Origin of the sequence: Leucobacter albus (assembly GCF_039528015.1) — a bacterium.
Lineage (GTDB): Bacteria > Actinomycetota > Actinomycetes > Actinomycetales > Microbacteriaceae > Leucobacter > Leucobacter albus.
The window spans coordinates 1-17,454 of the sequence record NZ_BAAAKZ010000008.1 but is presented as its reverse complement, the minus strand read 5'-3'; the positions used below and the strand labels follow the sequence as shown (position 1 = coordinate 17,454).

At 67.1% G+C, this 17,454-nt stretch carries 12 protein-coding genes and 1 riboswitch; of the genes, 5 read left to right on the top strand and 7 right to left on the bottom strand.

Annotation, left to right across the window (positions count from 1 at the left end):
• Positions 1-12: 12 nt before the first annotated feature.
• Genes ABD115_RS09240 through ABD115_RS09225 form a run of 4 tightly spaced genes read right to left on the bottom strand, consistent with a single transcriptional unit; the run spans position 13 to position 5,404 of the window.
• Positions 13-1,770 carry a thiamine pyrophosphate-binding protein gene (locus ABD115_RS09240; RefSeq protein ID WP_343960419.1) on the bottom strand — a complete coding sequence of 586 codons (1,758 nt, stop codon included), beginning with the start codon at positions 1,768-1,770 and terminating at the stop codon, positions 13-15.
• On the bottom strand, positions 1,767-3,362 hold the full coding sequence (locus ABD115_RS09235; RefSeq protein WP_343960418.1) for an amidohydrolase: 1,596 nt from the start codon (positions 3,360-3,362) through the stop codon (positions 1,767-1,769). Before ABD115_RS09235 ends, ABD115_RS09240 begins: the two co-directional genes overlap by 4 nt.
• Positions 3,363-3,394: 32 nt before the next feature.
• Positions 3,395-4,723, bottom strand: coding sequence for an MFS transporter (locus ABD115_RS09230; protein WP_343960417.1), 1,329 nt, complete (start codon positions 4,721-4,723; stop codon positions 3,395-3,397).
• A 48-nt stretch (positions 4,724-4,771) separates the two neighbouring features.
• Positions 4,772-5,404, bottom strand: a complete 633-nt coding sequence (locus ABD115_RS09225; protein WP_343960416.1) for an FMN-binding negative transcriptional regulator — start codon at positions 5,402-5,404, stop codon at positions 4,772-4,774.
• A gap of 36 nt (positions 5,405-5,440) precedes the next feature.
• Here ABD115_RS09225 and ABD115_RS09220 point away from each other — a divergent pair, with 36 nt between their 5' ends.
• The 3 genes from ABD115_RS09220 (at position 5,441) to ABD115_RS09210 (ending at position 10,813) form a co-directional block, all read left to right on the top strand.
• Positions 5,441-6,760: an aminotransferase class I/II-fold pyridoxal phosphate-dependent enzyme gene (locus ABD115_RS09220; RefSeq protein WP_343960415.1), complete on the top strand. Its 1,320-nt coding sequence runs from the start codon at positions 5,441-5,443 to the stop codon at positions 6,758-6,760.
• Positions 6,761-6,827: 67 nt separating this feature from the next.
• Positions 6,828-6,996: riboswitch (M-box (ykoK) riboswitch) on the top strand.
• Between the two features lie 263 nt (positions 6,997-7,259).
• Positions 7,260-9,992: a magnesium-translocating P-type ATPase gene (gene mgtA / locus ABD115_RS09215; protein WP_343960414.1), complete on the top strand. Its 2,733-nt coding sequence runs from the start codon at positions 7,260-7,262 to the stop codon at positions 9,990-9,992.
• Positions 9,993-10,102: 110 nt separating this feature from the next.
• Entirely contained in the window at positions 10,103-10,813 is a 711-nt protein-coding gene (locus ABD115_RS09210; protein ID WP_343960413.1) for an MgtC/SapB family protein, read from the top strand.
• 18 nt (positions 10,814-10,831) lie between these two features.
• On the opposite strand, the gene ABD115_RS09205 is transcribed toward ABD115_RS09210, so the two are convergent.
• Positions 10,832-11,239 carry a DUF3054 domain-containing protein gene (locus tag ABD115_RS09205; protein WP_343960412.1) on the bottom strand — a complete coding sequence of 136 codons (408 nt, stop codon included), beginning with the start codon at positions 11,237-11,239 and terminating at the stop codon, positions 10,832-10,834.
• A gap of 5 nt (positions 11,240-11,244) precedes the next feature.
• A complete protein-coding gene (locus ABD115_RS09200; RefSeq protein ID WP_343960411.1) occupies positions 11,245-12,057 on the bottom strand; it encodes an inositol monophosphatase family protein in 813 nt (270 codons plus the stop codon).
• Between the two features lie 122 nt (positions 12,058-12,179).
• Here ABD115_RS09200 and ABD115_RS09195 point away from each other — a divergent pair, with 122 nt between their 5' ends.
• Both ABD115_RS09195 and ABD115_RS09190 read left to right on the top strand, forming a co-directional pair.
• Positions 12,180-12,467, top strand: coding sequence for a hypothetical protein (locus tag ABD115_RS09195; protein ID WP_343960410.1), 288 nt, complete (start codon positions 12,180-12,182; stop codon positions 12,465-12,467).
• 394 nt (positions 12,468-12,861) lie between these two features.
• A complete protein-coding gene (locus tag ABD115_RS09190; RefSeq protein ID WP_343960409.1) occupies positions 12,862-15,192 on the top strand; it encodes a choice-of-anchor Q domain-containing protein in 2,331 nt (776 codons plus the stop codon).
• 54 nt (positions 15,193-15,246) lie between these two features.
• Here ABD115_RS09190 and ABD115_RS09185 read toward each other — a convergent pair whose 3' ends face one another.
• Entirely contained in the window at positions 15,247-17,235 is a 1,989-nt protein-coding gene (locus ABD115_RS09185; RefSeq protein ID WP_343960408.1) for a MucBP domain-containing protein, read from the bottom strand.
• Positions 17,236-17,454 lie beyond the last annotated feature (219 nt).

Sequence of the window (17,454 nt, the reverse complement as noted above, 5' to 3'; positions counted from 1 at the left end):
CCGGGGTGCTGCCTAGGTGGGGAGCGTGTCGTGTCTCACCACCGAGGCCGTGATCTCTTCCATGAACGGTGCCTCGACCGCGCGCGAAATGCGGCAGTCGAGCAGGTAGAGCCCGTCCCCGCCCTCGAGCCACGCCTCGAACGGGGCGAGGTCGGCGAGCTCCGTGATTGTGCTGCCCGCGCCGCCGACCGCCCGTGCTGCCGCGGCAAAGTCGACCTCGTCGATGAGCATCGGGGCGGGGTTGAGGCCCTGCGCGTTGGCGTACTGGAGCACCTCGGCGTTGTAGGCGGCATCGTTCCAGACGAGCACCACGCAGCTGGTGCGCGACCGAGCTAGCGTGTCGAGGTCTGCAAGCGCCATCAGCGACGACCCGTCTCCCATGGCGGCGACGACGAGTTCGCCCCGAGATGCCTCACATGCGCCGATCGCCCCGAGCAGCCCCAGCCCTGTCGACTGGAAAGCCGAGCCCATGAACAGCGGGGGCAACTCCGGGTTCGGGGCGAATCGCTGCGGCGCCCACGAGATGCTGTGCCCGATGTCTTGCACGAGGCGCAGGCGCCGCGGCAGGATCTGGGCCAGGCGGTCTGCGACCGCCCGCGGGTCGAGCCGGCCGTCGCCTGCTCGCTCCGCAATGGGTCGGCGCTCCTGCGACGCGCCGCTCGCAGCGGCCTCGCAGGCAAGCTCGCCCCACGTCGAGGCGGTCACGCCCGCGGGCCCGACCGTCTCGCCGACTCTCTCGCCGAGCACCTCCCGCAGCGCGGGCACGAGCGTCGCGGCATCGCCTGCGATCGACAGCGCGACAGGCGCCTGGGTTGGCCCGGGGTCGAGATCGATGCGCACGACGCTTGCCGAACCGAAGACCCGGCCGAAGCGAGTGCTGAAGGGGTTGAGGCTCGCGCCCACGACGAGCACCGCGTCGGCGGCTTCCAACTGGGCCGCAGCCGCGGGGGCCGCAAACCCTCCGATCACGCCGAGCGACGCGACCCCTTCTCCGAAGGCGCCACGGGCGACCGCGGTGGTGGCGGTCGCGGCGCCGAGCTCCCGCGCGATCGCGGCGAGGTCGGTGATCACCCCGGCGCGGAGCGCACCGGCGCCCGCGACGACAAGCGGCCGTTCGGCTCCCGCGAGCACGCTCGCGGCCTCGGCGACAAGGGAGGCTTCGCTCGGCGTCAGCTCACCGCGGCCGCCCGGTGCGGCAGGGGCGCGTCCCGCCGTCGAAACGCCGGGCGACGCTCCGCGGGCACCTGGCCCGGGCAACGCTGGCCTGGTCGCAATGTCGTAGGGCAACTCGATGACGACGGGGTTGCGGCGGTTGCGCGCGTGACCGACCGCGTCGCGCAGCGCCTCGGCGACCCCCGTCGTGGCGAGCCGCACCACGGCGGCCCCGACGGCGCGGGCGCACGCCGCCTGATCAATATCCCATGGCCTGGGCGTCGCCGGCGGGGCGCCGGTGAGCAGCACCAGCGGTGACTTCGCGGCGACCGCCTCGGCGAGTGGGGTGAGCGCGTTTGTGAACCCGGGGCCGTACGTCGTTGTCGCGAGCGCGAGCGCCCCCGTTGCCCGAGCGAAACCGTCGGCCGCGCCGACCGCGCCTGCTTCGTGCCTGGTTGGGGTGAACGGCACTCCCGCGGCGATGAGGGCGTCGACCACGTGAGCGTTGCCGTTACCGACGACGCCGAAGACGGTGTTGACCGCCCCGGCCAGCTCGGCAGCAACCACCTGCGACACTGTGGGGGAGGCGAGTGCGGTCTGAGTGACGGGGGAGTTCATGCCGCGCCTCCCTGCCAGACGAGGGCACCGTCGACGTAGGTCTGCGCGACGGCGATGCCTCCGATCTCTTCGACCGGAGTGTCGTGCGGGTCGCGGTCGAGCATCACGATGTCGGCCCGCTTGCCCGGGGTGAGCGAACCTGTCCAAGCCTCGGTGCCAGCCGCGTAGGCCGCATCGATGGTGTAGGCGCGCAGGGCCTCGGCGACGCTCAGGCGCTCGGCGTGGGCGAGAGACCTGCCCGTGTTCGAGCGCCGCTCGGTCAGGGCCTGCACAGCCTGCAACGGCGTGCCCGCGTGCGGTCGATCGGTCGAGGCGGCAAGTCGAATTCCGGCATCCAGCAGCGACCTGCCCCGGTAGAGCCTGGCGGTGCGCTCCGCTCCCATGATGTCGGCGAAGTCGTCTCCGCTCGTCTGCAAGAAACAGGGCTGGGACACGACGGTGACGCCGAGGTCGGCGAGCGCGGCGAGCTGGTCGTCTCGAATGTAGGCCCCGTGCTCGAGCCGGGGCCTGGCATGCACGAAGGGCCGGCGCGAGCGGGCGGCCTCGAGCGCGTCGATTGCGGCGTCGATCGCGACGTCACCGATCGCGTGAATCGCGACGCGATAGCCCGACGCGTGTGCCGAGGCGACCTGCGAGATGAGCGCCTCGCGCTCCCCGGCAAGCAGCCCGACGTTGTCGGTGCCGCTGTAGGGCTCCGTGAAAGCGGCGGTGCGCGCCATCATGCCGCCGTCGAACCAAAACTTCACGTGGCCGATGCGCAAGCGCTCGCCGCCGAAGCCCGAGGCGACGGCCAGCCCGAGCCCGACCTCCAGGGTGTCGTCTGGGTGCGCTTCGATCGGTTGCAGCGCGTCGAAGTGCGGCATCAGGGTCGCGCGCACGGGCAGCTCACCTGCCGCCACGAGGTTTTGGAACGCGCGCAGCTCGACCGCCGAGATCGAGGCGAGCCCGGCTCCAATGCCGGCGTCGACGATGCTTGTCACCCCGTCGCGAAGGCACAGCTCAGCGGCGACCCGCACGGCCTGTTCGATGAAGGCCAGCGGGTAGGGGTAGACCTGCGTGCTGACGAGCTCCTGCTCCTCCTCGAGCAGCAGGCCGGCGCGCTCGAGGCAGGCGGCCGCCAGCGCTTGATCGCCTGCGGCCGCGAGCGCGGCTGAGCTCGCGACCGACGCGTGCCCCGAGAAGTGCTTGACCCAGACGGGGCGCCCGCCGCCCGCCTGGTCGAGCTGCGCCGCGGTGAGGTGCGTGCCGCCGATGCGCCGTTGATCGTATCCGGTCACCTCGATCCACTCCGATGCCGCCCGGGTGGCAGCTGCCGCGGCAACCCGGTCGAGCACCGCGGCCGCCGTGGTCTCGGTCGTGACATCGACCGAGAACTCGCGAGTGCCTGTCCACCCGAGGTGGGTGTGAGCGTCAACGAAACCGGGCAGCAGGGTGCGCCCCTCGCAGTCGACGACGTTGTCGCAGTCGACGCCTGCGAGCTGCTCGTCGAGGGCGAGAATTTGGCCGTTCCACACTGCCATCTGGGTGGCTGTGGGGCGCTGCGGATCCATCGTGTGGATGACCGCGTTCTTGAAGATGAGATCGGCGCGCATGCCGCGCTCCTTTCAACGAAACTGACGGTGGATTACTGGCTGACCGCTGGGGCAGGCTCGGCGGCTGCCCGGTTGCGGTCGAGGCGGGCGCGGTCGCGTTCGACGCCAGCCTGAATGTAGGGGGTCTGCATCAGCAGCACACATACGAGCGTGACCAGCATGCCCGCCGCGAGGAACCCAGCGATCGCCCACCAGCTTCCCGTCGCGATGTACAGCCCAGAAACGATAGCTGGAGCGAACCCCGAGAAAATGCCGACGAGGTTGAACCCGAGCGACATTCCCGAGTAGCGAATGCGCTCGTCGAAGAGCTCCGCGAACAGCGTGGGGTAGGCGGCGAAGGGAAGCGAAATGATCGGGAACCAGATGATCATGGCGAGCGTAATCGACCAGGCCTCGTTGATGTTCACGAGCATGAAGAACGGCGTGACGTACAAGATGCCGAGCCCAACCGCCCAATAGATGAGGCTCTTGGGGCGGTATTTCAGCATGATCACAGCGTAGATGGGCAGCACGATGAGCTCTGCCACGCCACCCCAGAGCACCGCGCTGGTGACGTTCGTCGCTTCGCCTCCGAGCGTGGTCGTGACGTAGCCCACCAGGAAGACGGTTGCGACGGTGAACCCGGTGAGCTCGAGGATGCGCGAGCCGGCGACGAGCAGAATGCGGCCCCAGGCAGACACGATCGCCTCTTTGATGGGGAAATCGGTTGAGCCGCCCTCGGCGGTGGCCGAGGTGAAATCTTCGGTTTCTTCGACGGTGCGGCGAATCACGTAGCCGACGACGATGAGCAGCGCGCTCACCAAGAACGGAATGCGCCACCCCCAGCTCAGCATGTCTTCCTCGGGCAGCATCGCGACGAGAATGAAGGCTCCGTTCGCCATGATCGTGCCGACGGGGCTCCCAAGCTGCGGGGCGACCCCGAAGAACGCGCGCCAGCGCAACGGCGCGTTCTCGGTGACGACGAGCACCGACCCGCCCCACTCGCCGCCGACGCCGATGCCCTGGACGATGCGCAGGGCGACAAGAAACACAGCGGCCATGCTGCCGATTTGCGTCGCGTCGGGCAGCAGCCCGACGGCAACGGTCGCCGCGCCCATGATGAGCAGCGACCAGGTGAACGCCACCCGGCGCCCGTAGCGATCACCGATGTGGCCGAAGATCACGGCCCCGAGCGGTCGGGCGAGGAAGCCGACCGCGAAGGTCAAGAGGCTGAAGAGGGTGCCGAGCGCTGGGTCGAGGTCGTGAAAGAAGACCCTGTTGAAGATGAGGGCCGAGGCGGTTCCGTAGATGAAGAAGTCGTACCACTCGATCGAGCTTCCAAGGAACGCCCCCAGCGTTGCCCTCGTGAGATTGCGGTTCATGTTTTCCTTTCTGAGCGCACCATTGCGCCGTTCACCGCGGGGTCGCGGTTAGCTTGGAGTGTGGGGGCACTGCCCCCGCATCATGGAGGAGATTTCGCGGTCGGCGCTGTCGCCGGCCGCGAGCTGTGATGCGACGGTCGCGTTGTCTGCGGCGTCACGGTTTTGCCCGAGCTTGGTTTTGACCTGCAGCTCGGTAACGGGCACCGAGAAGCCGAGCACCCGCGGAAGCAGGCGTTCGAGCCGGGCGTGGGCGTCACCGTCGAGGGCCCAGGCGCGCTCGTCGAGCGAATGCCCTGCCTCGTGGTCGGCCACGAGGTCGAGCAGGTGCTCACGCAGCTCGGCCTCGCCGAGGCGCGTGGCGACTCCCGCGACGTGCACGGGTGCGTAGTTGTAGGTTGGTAGCCCCTCGCTGTGGTACCAGTTCGGCGTGATGTAGCTCGCAGGGCCGGGGAACACGATGGTCACGCGACCGCCTGCTGCGAGCTGTTTGCTCGTCGGGTCGGCGAGGGGCATGTGCCCGATGAGCACCGGGTCGCCCCCGGCGGTTTCGCGCCAGAGGATGGGCATGTGCGCGATTGCGAGCGGGTCTTCGGTGATGACCACCGCGAGCGGGTGGGCGTCTACGAGTGCCTTCGCGGTGCCAAGTGCGTCGTGCGGCGCGTAGGTGGGGTTAATCCACATTGATGTTCCCTAGCTGTATTGGTACAGTTTGTAACTGTGTTAATAGATGATCTGGCGCCGGTAGCGTACACGGATGAGCTCGTCTCCGCAATTGCGGCTCGCATTCGTGACGGCCGACTGCCTCCAGGCACCCAGTTGCCGTCGATTCGAGCCCTCGCCGCGGCGGTCGAATTGAGCCCGGGGAGTGTCGCGACCGCGATGCGCACGCTCGGCTCGCGCGGCCTCATCGTGTCGACGCAGGGTAAGCGAAGCGTCGTCGCAGACCTCGCGCGGCTGCCCGTAAGCTACCTCTCGACCGTGCCGACCGGGCTCGTCGATCTAAGCTCAGTCGAGCCAGACCCAGATCTTCTGCCCGCTGTCGCCTCCTACCTCGATGACTCGCTGTACTCTCCGAGCCTGTACGACGCGACCAACGTGATCGCCGAGCTCGATGAGGTGGTGAGGCGGGGGTTCGAAGCAGACGGCGTGGTTGGCGAACTGACCGCGACGAACGGCGCGCTCGACGCGCTCGAGCGCATTCTCAGCGCGCGGCTGCACCCGGGTGACGTCGTGCTCGTCGAAGACCCGTGCTGGGGGTCGCAGCGCACGCTGCTGCAGGTGCTGGGGTGTGAGGCCGTCGGGGTGGCGATCGACGACGAGGGGTTTGTGCCGGCCGACCTGGCCAAGCGGTTGGCTCAGCGCCGGGTGGCCGCCATCATTCACACGCCGCGCGGGCAAAACCCCACCGGGTCTGCGCTCTCGGCGGAGCGCGAGCGCGAACTTCTGCGCGTGCTCGAGGCTTACCCCGATGTGCTCGTCGTTGAAGACGACCACCTGTCGGGAGTCGCCTCGGCGCCGTTTCGCACGCTCACCGCGGGGCGGTCGGCGTGGGCGGTGGTGCGTTCGTTTAGCAAGACGCTCGGCCCCGACCTGCGCCTGGCCGTGGCGGCGATGGATCGCGACACCACCGACCGGGTGCAGATGCGCCAGCTCATCGGGCCTGGCTGGGTGAGTCACCTGACGCAGCGGCTGGCCGCTCGGGTGCTCAACGACCCGGTTGCGCAAGACCGGATTTCTCGGGCTGCCGCGAGTTACGATGAGCGCCGCGAGCTGCTCATTCAGGTGCTCGCGAGATCAGGGATCGCCGCGCGGGGAGTGTGCGGTTTCACCGTCTGTGTGCCCGTGCCGTTCGAAGCGGAGGTTGTGGCCGCGCTCGCGCGAAAGGGGTGGGCGGTGCAGGCCGGGGAGCCGTATCGGCTCGACAGCCCCCCGTTCATTCGGGTGTGCGTGTCGCCGCTGAACGCCGGGGGTGTGCTCGAATTCGCCACGGCGCTCGTCGGGGTTATGCTCACGCCGAGGCGCGCGCTCAGGCGGTGACTGCGGAGGCGCCGGATGGGCGGGGCATTGCTTGCGCAATTGCGCAATTGAGTGTAGCGTGGAGAGAGTAGCGCTTCGTTCGGCGAGGCTCCTGCGTGAACACAGTCCGCTCATCCCACGACGTCTAGAGACGCCCAGGCTGAGGACAGGCCCTCCCGGATTAAGGGTTGGCCCCAAGCGGATTCCGTGAACCGGATACGTCGCGCAGTGCCAAAGCTCTGACGTGGAGGTGTTCGCGGGAATCGTGGGTTCCGGCCTGCTCGTTGTGTCGAGCGCTGCCGAGCTGAGGAGGTGACCCGTGAGCGGCGACAGTAGTCGATCATTCCAGCCGCGCGGCACACACCACCCAGCAGCGACGCACAGCAGCTGAGCGAGAGCACCGAGACGGGCTCGCCGCGCGGAAGACGAGCAGCCCTCGTTCACCGTCTTCACCCGACGCTGCCCACGCCGTTCGCCGCGGCGCGATCTGGCGTGCGTCTGCACCCGAAGGACCGTTGTTATGAACGCCTCACCCATCGAAACACCACCAACGCCGACGCCACCAGCGTCGGACAAGCCCGGCACTGCGCCAAAGACCAACACCAAGCGCAAGATCAAGGTCGCTGCCCCCGAGGCAGACACGCAGTTGCTCGCCCGGGCAACGCAGGCCACCCCCGAGGGGGCGCTCGGTCTCGTGGAGGCCGACCGCGAGGGCCTTACCCAGCTCGAAGCGGCCGCGCGCCTCGACCGTTTCGGGCCCAACGTCGTGCGCCACCAGCGGCCGCCGTCGCCCGTAATTCAGTACCTGCGTACGCTGCGCAACCCCTTCATCCTCATCCTTATCGGGCTCGTCGCTATCATGTTCGTCACCGATGTGCTGTTCGCCGACCCCGAGGAGGGTGCTGACTGGATCGGCGTCATCACGATCGGCACGATGGTGCTCGTCAGCTCGATCATGCGGTTCTGGCAGGAGTTTCGCTCGAGCAGGGCGGCCGAGCGGCTCGCCGCACTCGTGCGCACGACCGCGGCCGTCACGCGCAGAGTCAACGGCGTGCCCGTGACCGGGGAGCGCCCGATCGAGGAGCTCGTGCCGGGCGATATCGTCGAGCTGGCAGCGGGCGACATGCTGCCTGCCGACGTGCGGCTCATTCGCAGTGTCGACCTGCAGGTGAACCAGGCGATGCTCACGGGCGAGGCGATGCCCGTGGAGAAGCGGGTCGTCGCGCTGACAACCCCGAACGAAGCACTCGAGGCAGAGAACCTCGGCTTCATGGGCACCTCGGTCGTCTCGGGCTCTGGCACCGCGCTCGTCTTGCAGACCGGTGATCGCACCGCGTTCGGCAACCTCGCGGCGTCGATTCAGGGCGCCAGGCCAGAGACCGCGTTCGACAAGGGCATCCAGAAGGTCACGTGGACGCTGATCCGGTTTATGGCGGTCATCGTGCCCGCCGTGTTCATTATCAACGGCTTCACCAAAGACTGGGGGAGCGCGTTCATGTTCGCGGTCGTCACCGCGGTCGGGCTCACCCCAGAGATGCTGCCGCTCGTCGTGACCGCGAACCTTGCGAAGGGCGCGCAGATGATGTCGCGTGCCAGGGTGATCGTGAAACGGCTCGCCGCGATCCAAGACCTCGGCGCGATGGACGTGCTCGCGACCGACAAGACCGGCACGCTCACCGAAGACCGGATCGTGCTCGAGCGCCACCTCGACACGCGCGGTCAGACGAGCGACCGCACGCTCGGCTGGGCGACCGTGAACTCGCACTTCCAGACCGGGCTGCGAAACCTGCTCGACGAGGCCGTGCTCACCGCGGCCGGCGACGACCTCGACCGCTCGGTTACGCAGTTCGAGCTCATCGACGAGATGCCCTTCGATTTCGCGAGGCGGCGCATGTCGGTGGTCGTCGCTGAGGGAGCAGACACCCACGTCGTCGTAACGAAGGGTGCCGTCGAAGAGATCCTGAAGATTTCGGTCTGGGAGATGATCGGCACCGATAAGGTGCTGCTCACCGACGAGCGCCGCGCGGAGATCGAGGCGATCGTTGCCGAGCAGAACGCGCTCGGAATGCGGGCGCTCGGCGTCGCGACCCGCGACATCGCGGTCGCGGGCCCGCTCGCTCGCGAGATCGAGTACGCGGTCGACGACGAGTTTGAGATGACGATCGTCGGGATCCTCACCTTCCTCGACCCGCCCAAGGCCTCGGCGAAGCCCGCGCTCAGGAGCATCGCGTCGCACGGCATCGACGTCAAGGTGATCACGGGCGACAACGCGCTCGTCGCGGCGACGGTGTGCCGTGAGGTTGGTATCGATGCGACCCGCGTCGTGCTGGGCGAGGAAACCGAGGCGCTGTCGCTGCAAGAACTGGGAGAGCTCGCCGAGCGCACCCACGTGTTCGCGAAGACGAACCCGGCGCAGAAGGCTCGCATCATCGAGGCGATGCGCGAGAACGGCCGCACCGTCGGCTACCTCGGCGACGGCATCAACGACGCCCCAGCGCTGCGAACGGCCGACGTCGGCATCTCGGTCGACACTGCCGTTGACATCGCGAAGGAGTCGGCAGACATCATTTTGCTCGAGAAAGACCTGACTGTGCTCGAGGCCGGCGTGATGGAGGGGCGCCGCACCTTCGTGAACACGATGAAGTACGTGAAGATGACAGCGTCATCGAACTTCGGCAATGTGTTCTCGGTGCTCGTGGCGAGCGCGATGCTGCCATTCCTGCCGATGATCCCGATCGTCGTGCTCATTCAGAACCTCGCCTACGACCTGTCGATGCTCACGCTCCCGTGGGACAGGGTCGACGACGAGCAGGTGCGCAGGCCCAGGCGATGGGAGTCGAAGACGCTCACCAGATTCATGATTCGCATCGGGCCACTGTCGTCGATCTTCGACATCACCACGTTCATGCTCATGTGGTTCGTGTTCGCGGCCAACACCGTCGACCAGGCGGCGTTCTTCCAGTCCGGCTGGTTCATCGAGTCGATCATCTCGCAGACGCTCATCGTGCACCTGCTGCGCACGCGCAAGCTGCCGTTCATCCAGTCGCGTGCGAGCGCGCCGCTGCTCATAGCGACCTCCATCGTGTGCGTGTTCGGGCTGATTCTGCCGTTCACGGGCTTCGGTGCGGCGGTCGGGCTTGTGCCGCTGCCGTGGAGCTACTTCCCGTGGCTCATCGGCACACTCGCCACCTATTGCATCGTCGTGCAGTTCGCGAAGACGCGCTACGTGCGCCGCTTCGGCGATTGGATCTAACGCAACACCTCTGCTGAGCCCGGGCGGCCCGGGCGCGAGGAACCCGCCTCGTGCCAATGGCCACCCGGGCTCAGTGGCGTAGCAGAGCAAGTATAGAAAGGCGGCATGTCATGGAACTCCTCGACCTTGCCCTCCGCATCACCGTCAGCCTCGTGCTCGGAGCCGCCGTCGGCTTCGAACGCCAGCTGCGCTCCCGCACCGCCGGGCTGCGCACGAACGCGCTCGTGAGCCTGGGCGCCGCGCTGTTCGTGATTATGGGAGCGTTTAGCTTCACCGGGGTTGAGGCCGACCCGACGCGCGTCGCCGCCCAGATCGTCTCGGGCATCGGTTTTCTCGGCGCCGGCGTCATCATGAAGCAGGGCGCCTCGATCTCGGGGCTGAACACGGCAGCGACGCTCTGGGCGTCGGCCGCGGTCGGCGCGCTCGCGGGCGGCGGCATGCTCATCATCGCCGTCGCCGGCACCGCCGCGATCGTGCTGTCGAACATTTTGCTGCGCCCACTCGGGCGGCTGCTCGACAGGGTCGGCGGGTCGGCAACGCGCGAGCCGGTGGCGACCGAGTACGAGTTCGTCGTGCGCTCCGCGGCAGCCGCCGAGGTCGCGGTGCGGTCGCAGGTCGTCGCCGCGCTGCAGCAGCCAGCGTTCACGGTGCACTCGCTCGAGGCGAACGACATCGCCCCCGGCGAGGTCGAGCTCACCGCCCGCCTCGTCGCGTTCGAGCGCAACGACGGCGCGCTCGAGGCCGCGATTGCAGACATCGTGCCTGTGCCAGAGGTCACGAGCGTGCGCTGGCGCGCGAGCGAGTTGCGCGGGGAAGACTGAGCAGCGCCCCGGTGAAGGCTAGGCCGTGCGGCGCCCGCGGATCCGCCGCACGAGCGCGGCGATGAGCCGCCAGCCGACGAGCAACAGGAGCAGGGTGAGCGTCGCAACGATCACGAAGGGGAGCGCGGTGCCCTGCCCGCTGAGCGCCCGGAACAGCATGCCGAGGGCGACCGCGCCGATCCACACGGGAATTCCGGTGCGCAGCGGCGCGGCGGGGCGGCGCCACGCGAGCGAAAGGAGCCACGCGATCGCGAGGCCGGCGACGAACGGCCACGCGGTCTCGAACAGGCCGGCGGCCGTCGCCTCGCGGGCGTGGCTGCCCCTGCCGATCGCGGCGAACACGGTGACGAGCGCCGCGTCGATCGCGAAGGATCCGAGGGCGGCTCCGGCACCGGCACCCTGGCGGGTCTGAACTGTGGTCGACATCTGCGTTAGCCTTCGGCCCCTCGTGCCTTCGCGACAAGCTCGACGACGGCATCGTGCAGCGGCCCGTTCGTCGCGAGCGCGCTCCCGTTCCACGCGGTCTCGTTGCCCTCGATGTCGGTGAAGCGCCCGCCCGCCTCGGTCACGATCGGCACGAGCGCGGCGAGGTCGTACGCCTTAACGTCGAACTCGGCGACGATGTCGACGAGCCCCTCGGCGAGCAGCATGTACGACCACATGTCGCCGTAGGCGCGGTCGCGCCAGGTCGCGCGTTCGAGCGCGAGCAGCGAGTCGAGATAGCCTGCCTCGCGCCACTGTTCGATCGACTGGAAGCTCAGCGAGGCGTGCTCGAGGTCGCTCACGCCTGAGACGCGCAGCTGGCGTGGCTCCTTGCCCTCGTCTTGGCCCCAGGCGCCGCCGCCGATTTCGGCCCACCAGCGCATGCCGAAACTGGGCGCTGAGACGACGCCAACGGTCTGCACGCCGTCGACCTCGAGCGCGATGAGGGTCGCCCAGTTGGGCACGCCGCGCAGAAAATTGGAGGTGCCGTCGATGGGGTCGAGGATCCACCGGCGCGAGCCGCGGTCTGCGCGCCCCGATTCCTCTCCAAAGAAGCCGTCTGCCGGGCGCTCGGCCTCGATGCGGGCGCGCAGCGCGTCTTCGACGGCCCGGTCGGCATCGGTGACGAACGTGCGGTCTGGCTTGGTGTCGACGCGAAGATCTGCCGCGCGAAAGCGGGGGAGCGAGATCGAATCCGCGAGCTCCGCGAGCTCGAGCGCGAACGCGAGATCGGGCGATGGGGTGGTGGGCTGCTCTGGCATGAGACTCCGTGGTTGCTCGGGGTGCCGTACGGCTTGAATACCTGAGCCAAGCCTAGCGCTCGCCGGCGGGCTGCGCGCCGCGGCCGAGTACCCTGGGAGGGCGTCGCCGCTAGGGTGGAGCCATGGCAGTCGCGTTCTCATTCAGTGTCGGCACGCACGAGCGTCACGAGGTGACCGTGCGGGTGCGCGGGGTGCGCAACCGCGTCACGATCGCCGTCGACGGCAAGCCCGTCGTCGACAGCGGGGGCCATCTCGGCATCGTGATGCCGAACGTGTTCGACTTTGAGGTCGGCGAGCGCGAAACGCACATCGTCTCGGTGCGGCTCATCGCGCAGCAGATCATCGACGGTGGCGCCAGCTACATCGACGTGTTTGTTGACGGGCGCTACGCCTTTCGGCAGCCGTGGTGAGAGCGAGCGTGGCGGCGCCGGGGCCGCGCTGCCGTACTGCCGCATTGCCGCTCTGCCGTATTGCCGCTCTGCCGCATTGCCGCTCTGCCGCATTGCCGCTCTGCCGCACTGCGGCGGCGCGGCATTGGTTATTCACCTGATTTCCTTGCTTGGTGCTACCGCAGCGCATAGGTTGGGGTGAGAACTGCGCGTACGCGCGCGATGATAGTTTCGACGAGGAGCGGTAGTGAGCACAGTGAGCCCTGGCCAGAGTTGTTCTCCATTGAGTGGGGGTGTAGGTTCGCGCCCGCTGCAGTGGTCGATAGCAGCCGCGGCGGCACTTGCGCTGGGTGGGGTTGGCGTGGGTGTCGCGCCGCCACCCGCTCACGCGGCCACGACCGAATACGTAGTGACGGTGGCAACCGACGATGGCTTTGACCCCGCCCCTGGAAGCCTGCGGCAAGTTCTCACCGCGGTGGGAGAGGAATCAGCGAACCCTGCCGGAGGGGCGAAAGACTTCGTGGTGCAGATCGCACCGGGCGTCGGAGAGATCAGCCTCGATACCGACCTGTCTGTGGAGCTCGGTGAGTATGCTCGCTCGATCGCGCTCGTTGGCGCAGCCGATTCTGGGGCAAGCATCAACCTGGAGGGCTACAGTATCGACTACGAAGCGGGCGACGGCGTCGAGGAGGTCTCGTTTGCAGATCTGCAGATATCGAACGGGTTGAGCTTTGCCGTGTCTGAGGGCACGACGCTCGCACTGAGCGCTACCAGTGTCGGGTTCGTCGACGTTGAGGCCGTAATTCTCGCCGGAGAGCACACTGCGGCGCTGTCTAACATTCGAGGCACACGAGTGCTCGACACCAAAGTGATCGCAGAGCCGCAGGCAACTCCTGGCGGGGGCATAGCCCTGACGGATGCGGTGTTTGACGATGCTCCAGTAGAGCTCGCGTCGCAGGGCGGGAAAGTAACGGTCAACGCGAGCACGTTCGCCGGGAGTGGCGATGAGACTGCGCTCGAGGTGTGGGGCGGAATTCACACCGACGTGATTGAGCTGTTCAGCATGACGGGGAGCAGGGTTGCAGACAGCACATCCAGCGGCCTGTACGTCGTTGGCGCGAAGCAGGTGTTGCTCGACGGCAACGAGTTTGTGGGTATCGAGGGGGAGTTCGGGGCGGCTATCGAAACCATTCAGATCGATGACGCAGCGACTCAGGCTCTCGTGACGAACTCGGTATTTGCCGACAACGACATGCGCATGGCACCGCTTCAGTTTGCCGGAGCGCAGAAGTCGGTCGCCGTGGTCGGCAACGAGTTCAGGGACAATTACTCAGAGCAGAGCGGTGCCGTGTACTTTGACGCGTGGCTCGCGGAGGTCGCAGACGAACCGCTCATGGACGAGCGCCTGAGCCAGGATACGTTTCGATTTGCGGGCAACACTGTCGCGAACACCGAGAGCGGCTCTCACGGGAGCGTCTCGCTCATCGAATGGGTGCAGCACGAGAACACGCGCGCGGAGTTCGAACAGAACCTCTTCTCTGGCAACTCGTCGATCGCAAGTGGCGGCGATGTGAGCGCAGACAAGCTCGGCGAGGGCCGCGAAGAATCAGATGAGATTCTGAGCTTCATCGGGAACACCTTCGACGGTTCAACGGGCAACCCTGGTGGCGGTCAGGCTGTGTCGATCGGCTGGATCGATGCTGCGCACCTCACCTTCGAAAACAACACGTTCGACCTCTCAGACGGCGACGAGGCGGCCGTTGGTATTCAAGATCTCGGGAGTTTTGGCCAGGTCGACGTTTCGCACAACACGTTCTCTGGCGGAGGAGTCGAGGTCGCGAATTACGACGATGTTGAACCCAGCGCGGTCTTCGTGCGCTCGACCGTCTTTGACACGCCGACTGACCCGTTCTTCGTTGACTGCGAGTGCTCGCCAGCGATTGAGACGACCGACACCGTAGTGCGCAGCGAGTCGGGCGCGCTCCCCGCGGCAGCCCTCGCTACCACTCAGGAGATCGCGCTCGGGGCGCTCGGAGACAACGGTGGGCCGCTGCCGACCAAGCTCCCGGCCGCCGGTTCGGTGCTTCTCGGGGCTGCCCTCAGCGCGCCGACGGTGGCGCACGACCAGCGCGGAGTCGCTCGCCCAGCTGGCAGCGGAGCCGATATTGGAGCGGTTGAGAGCGTTACCGGCACCGTTGCCCTGGTGCAGAGCATCTCTGTGGTCGAGGGCGAAGACGCCGTCATCCCCGTCGTTCGCTCAGCCGAGGCTGGCTGGGGGGCCGAGCTGCCGACCCGGGTCACCCTGACGACCCACGACGGCACCGCGGTTGGCGGTCGCGACTACGAGTCAGCCACCCCGACGCTCGACTTCCCCGCTGCGCCCGGGGCGTCTCAGCCTCAGCGGAGCGACGTAATCGTGGAGACGAAGCAGCGAAGCGGGGCTCAGGGAGACCGAGCATTTACCGTTGTGCTGGCAGATGCCACGAACGGGGCCAACCTCGGTGAGCCCGTCGAGATTACCGTAACGATCACAGACGCCACCGAGAACACCGGCCCCGGTACGGGCCCCGGCGGTGGCGGCGACGGGGCGGGCGCCGGTCCCGGCGGTGCAGGTGCTGGCCAGGGGGCGCTCCCCGCGACCGGCGGCGGCGCACCCGCTGCTGGGTGGCTTGGTGGGCTGGCGCTGCTGCTCGGTGGTGCCGGCCTGGTGTGGTGGCGGCGACTGAAAACAGTCGCGGGGCGCTAGTCAGCGGGGCCGGGTTCAAAGAGTCTTCTGAGAACCCGGCTCCCGCGACTGTCGCTAGGCAGATCGGCGGCGGGCCTGCCAGCCTGCGGCGGCCGCGCCTGCGAACACCAGTGCTGCAGCAAGCAGCTGCCAGGTGAACGAGCCGCTAGCGCCCGTCTCGACCAGCGCCACCGGTGTGCTTTCTACGGTCGTTCCTTCGGACGCAGTCGCCTTGCGATACGTGAACACGATTGCCGGCTGGTCAGCAGTGAACTTCACGTGCTGGGTTGCCGACTGCGAAGTGAGCGTCCAGTCATCATGCTTGAGCGCCGAGACAGCCTCGGTCGTTCCCCAAGCTCCGGTGCGCGATTCGTTGCCCGCTGTCAGCGATGCGGGCAGTGCCGCGCCGGTTTCGTCGACGTGGCGAACCGGGATGGTGAAGCTCACGGGGAACACGACCTCAGCGGTGGGCAGGTCGATATCTGCGGGGGTCACCTCGATCGCCTCCACAGTGGGGCTCGGGGCTCCCAACGTCGCGTTCGGCGCAGGGTGGGCCGCTGTGGGCGCTGTCACGGCAGGCAGTGTCAGGGCCGTATCGCTCCAGCGAGTTTCTCCGGTCAGCAGGTGCTTGGTCGAACAAAACTCCGCGACCTGGTGTACCTCGGGGGCACCTGAGAGTTGCGCACCATCAACTGAGGAGTAGCGAACTGCTCGCGACACCGAAGTGACACCATGCTCTCGCAAGGCGGTGAACGGAATAACGTCGAACTGATCGGCGCGAATCTTGTCGTAGGGTAGTGCCCCCGATTCGTCACGCCAATCGGGTAGCCGCTTGAGTTCGCGAGTTTCGAGATCGTCAAAAGACGAAAGGTAGTCTTCCGTGAAGTCGTCGAGAAGATGGGGGAACTCGACCGGGACGTCATCGAAGTCCCCAGCGAGCGTGTGAGCTTCGGAGAGTTGGGTCTCTACGACCTCTTGCACCGCGGCCGCGAACTCGTTCGGCGAAACTGTGGCTGGTGTATCCAGTGGGTCTAGCGTCTCTTCGACGACTTCGCGCACATAGGCATGCCCGGTGATCTCCTCGGGAGTTCTGAAGCCCGCCCCTGAGGCATCGAGGCTCGCGAAGAGGAGCTTGTCGTCTACGAGCAGCTGGCTGGGCGCAGACGAGGCGAGGTCTCGGAGGGCCATCGGCCGCGTCGACGCATGGTTGACGGGGGTGGAAAGGACTGCGCCGTTGCTGCCCTCGAGCTCAACGACGTACCCCAGGCCCATTGCTGTGTCGAGGTTCAGGCGCGCCCCAACTTGAAAGGCCTCGAGAGACGTCAGCGTCTGTTGCTCTACCCACGCTGTCATCGCCGCTGTCATCGTTTCTCGGGCCTTCGCCTCTGCCTCGGCGGGGGAGGCTCCGCTGAGCACCCATTCGTCGGTGATCTCGGAAAATGCTGAGCGAATCTCCGCTTGCGAGACTGGGTAGGTGCGGGCGTGCCGGCCAAACGAACCCCCGACATCAGGCTCGAACCCGTAGATCAACCGACCGGTGGCATAGAAGAACTGCCCGACGATGTCGTCCCAGTCTGGGTGTGACGCGTGATCGTAAACGCGATCTGCGTTGAAGGCATCGGCAAAGCCGTTCGTGATAGCGAGTGCGTATGTGTACCGTGCAACGTTGAACTCGCGAATATCTTCGGCGGTGTGGCCCCCGGCCGCTTCGACTCGGTCGGCCAGCTGTTCGAGCGATAGGCGGAATTCTTCAAACGCGGCTTGGACGCCACCGTTAAAGAACTCGACGACCCGCTGCGGCTCTGGAGTAATCATTGAAGCGGCGACAACCCCCTCGGCAGCGAGACCAGGGAGTATGTCGTTGCCGAACCAGTCGGAGCGCTTTGCGAGCTCCTCGCGATCCCAGATCTCACCCATTGCTCGGTTGAAATAGTCCACCCCCTCAACGCCGGTCGCGTGGCAGGGTGCTGTCGGCGCTGCCGAGGCGCTTGCCGCTGTCCCAGCAACGAGTGAGAGCGAGAGGGCCGCTGCAGTTGCGGCGGCATACAGTGGTCGATTCTTCATGAACATCCTTCACCAGGCGCTCGGTTGCGCCCGTCTGTCTTGGCCCCATAGGGGAGCGGCGCTAGGGCCGCCCGTCGAAAGCGGCCCTGTGTCAGTATGTCGAAGTTTCTATGAGTAATCTAGGCGTGAGTCATGCGACGTGATGATCTCGGGGGTATCGGCCAAAACGTGTGGATGGAATCTTGATCTAGCCGCATGATCACGCGCTAAAACAGGGAT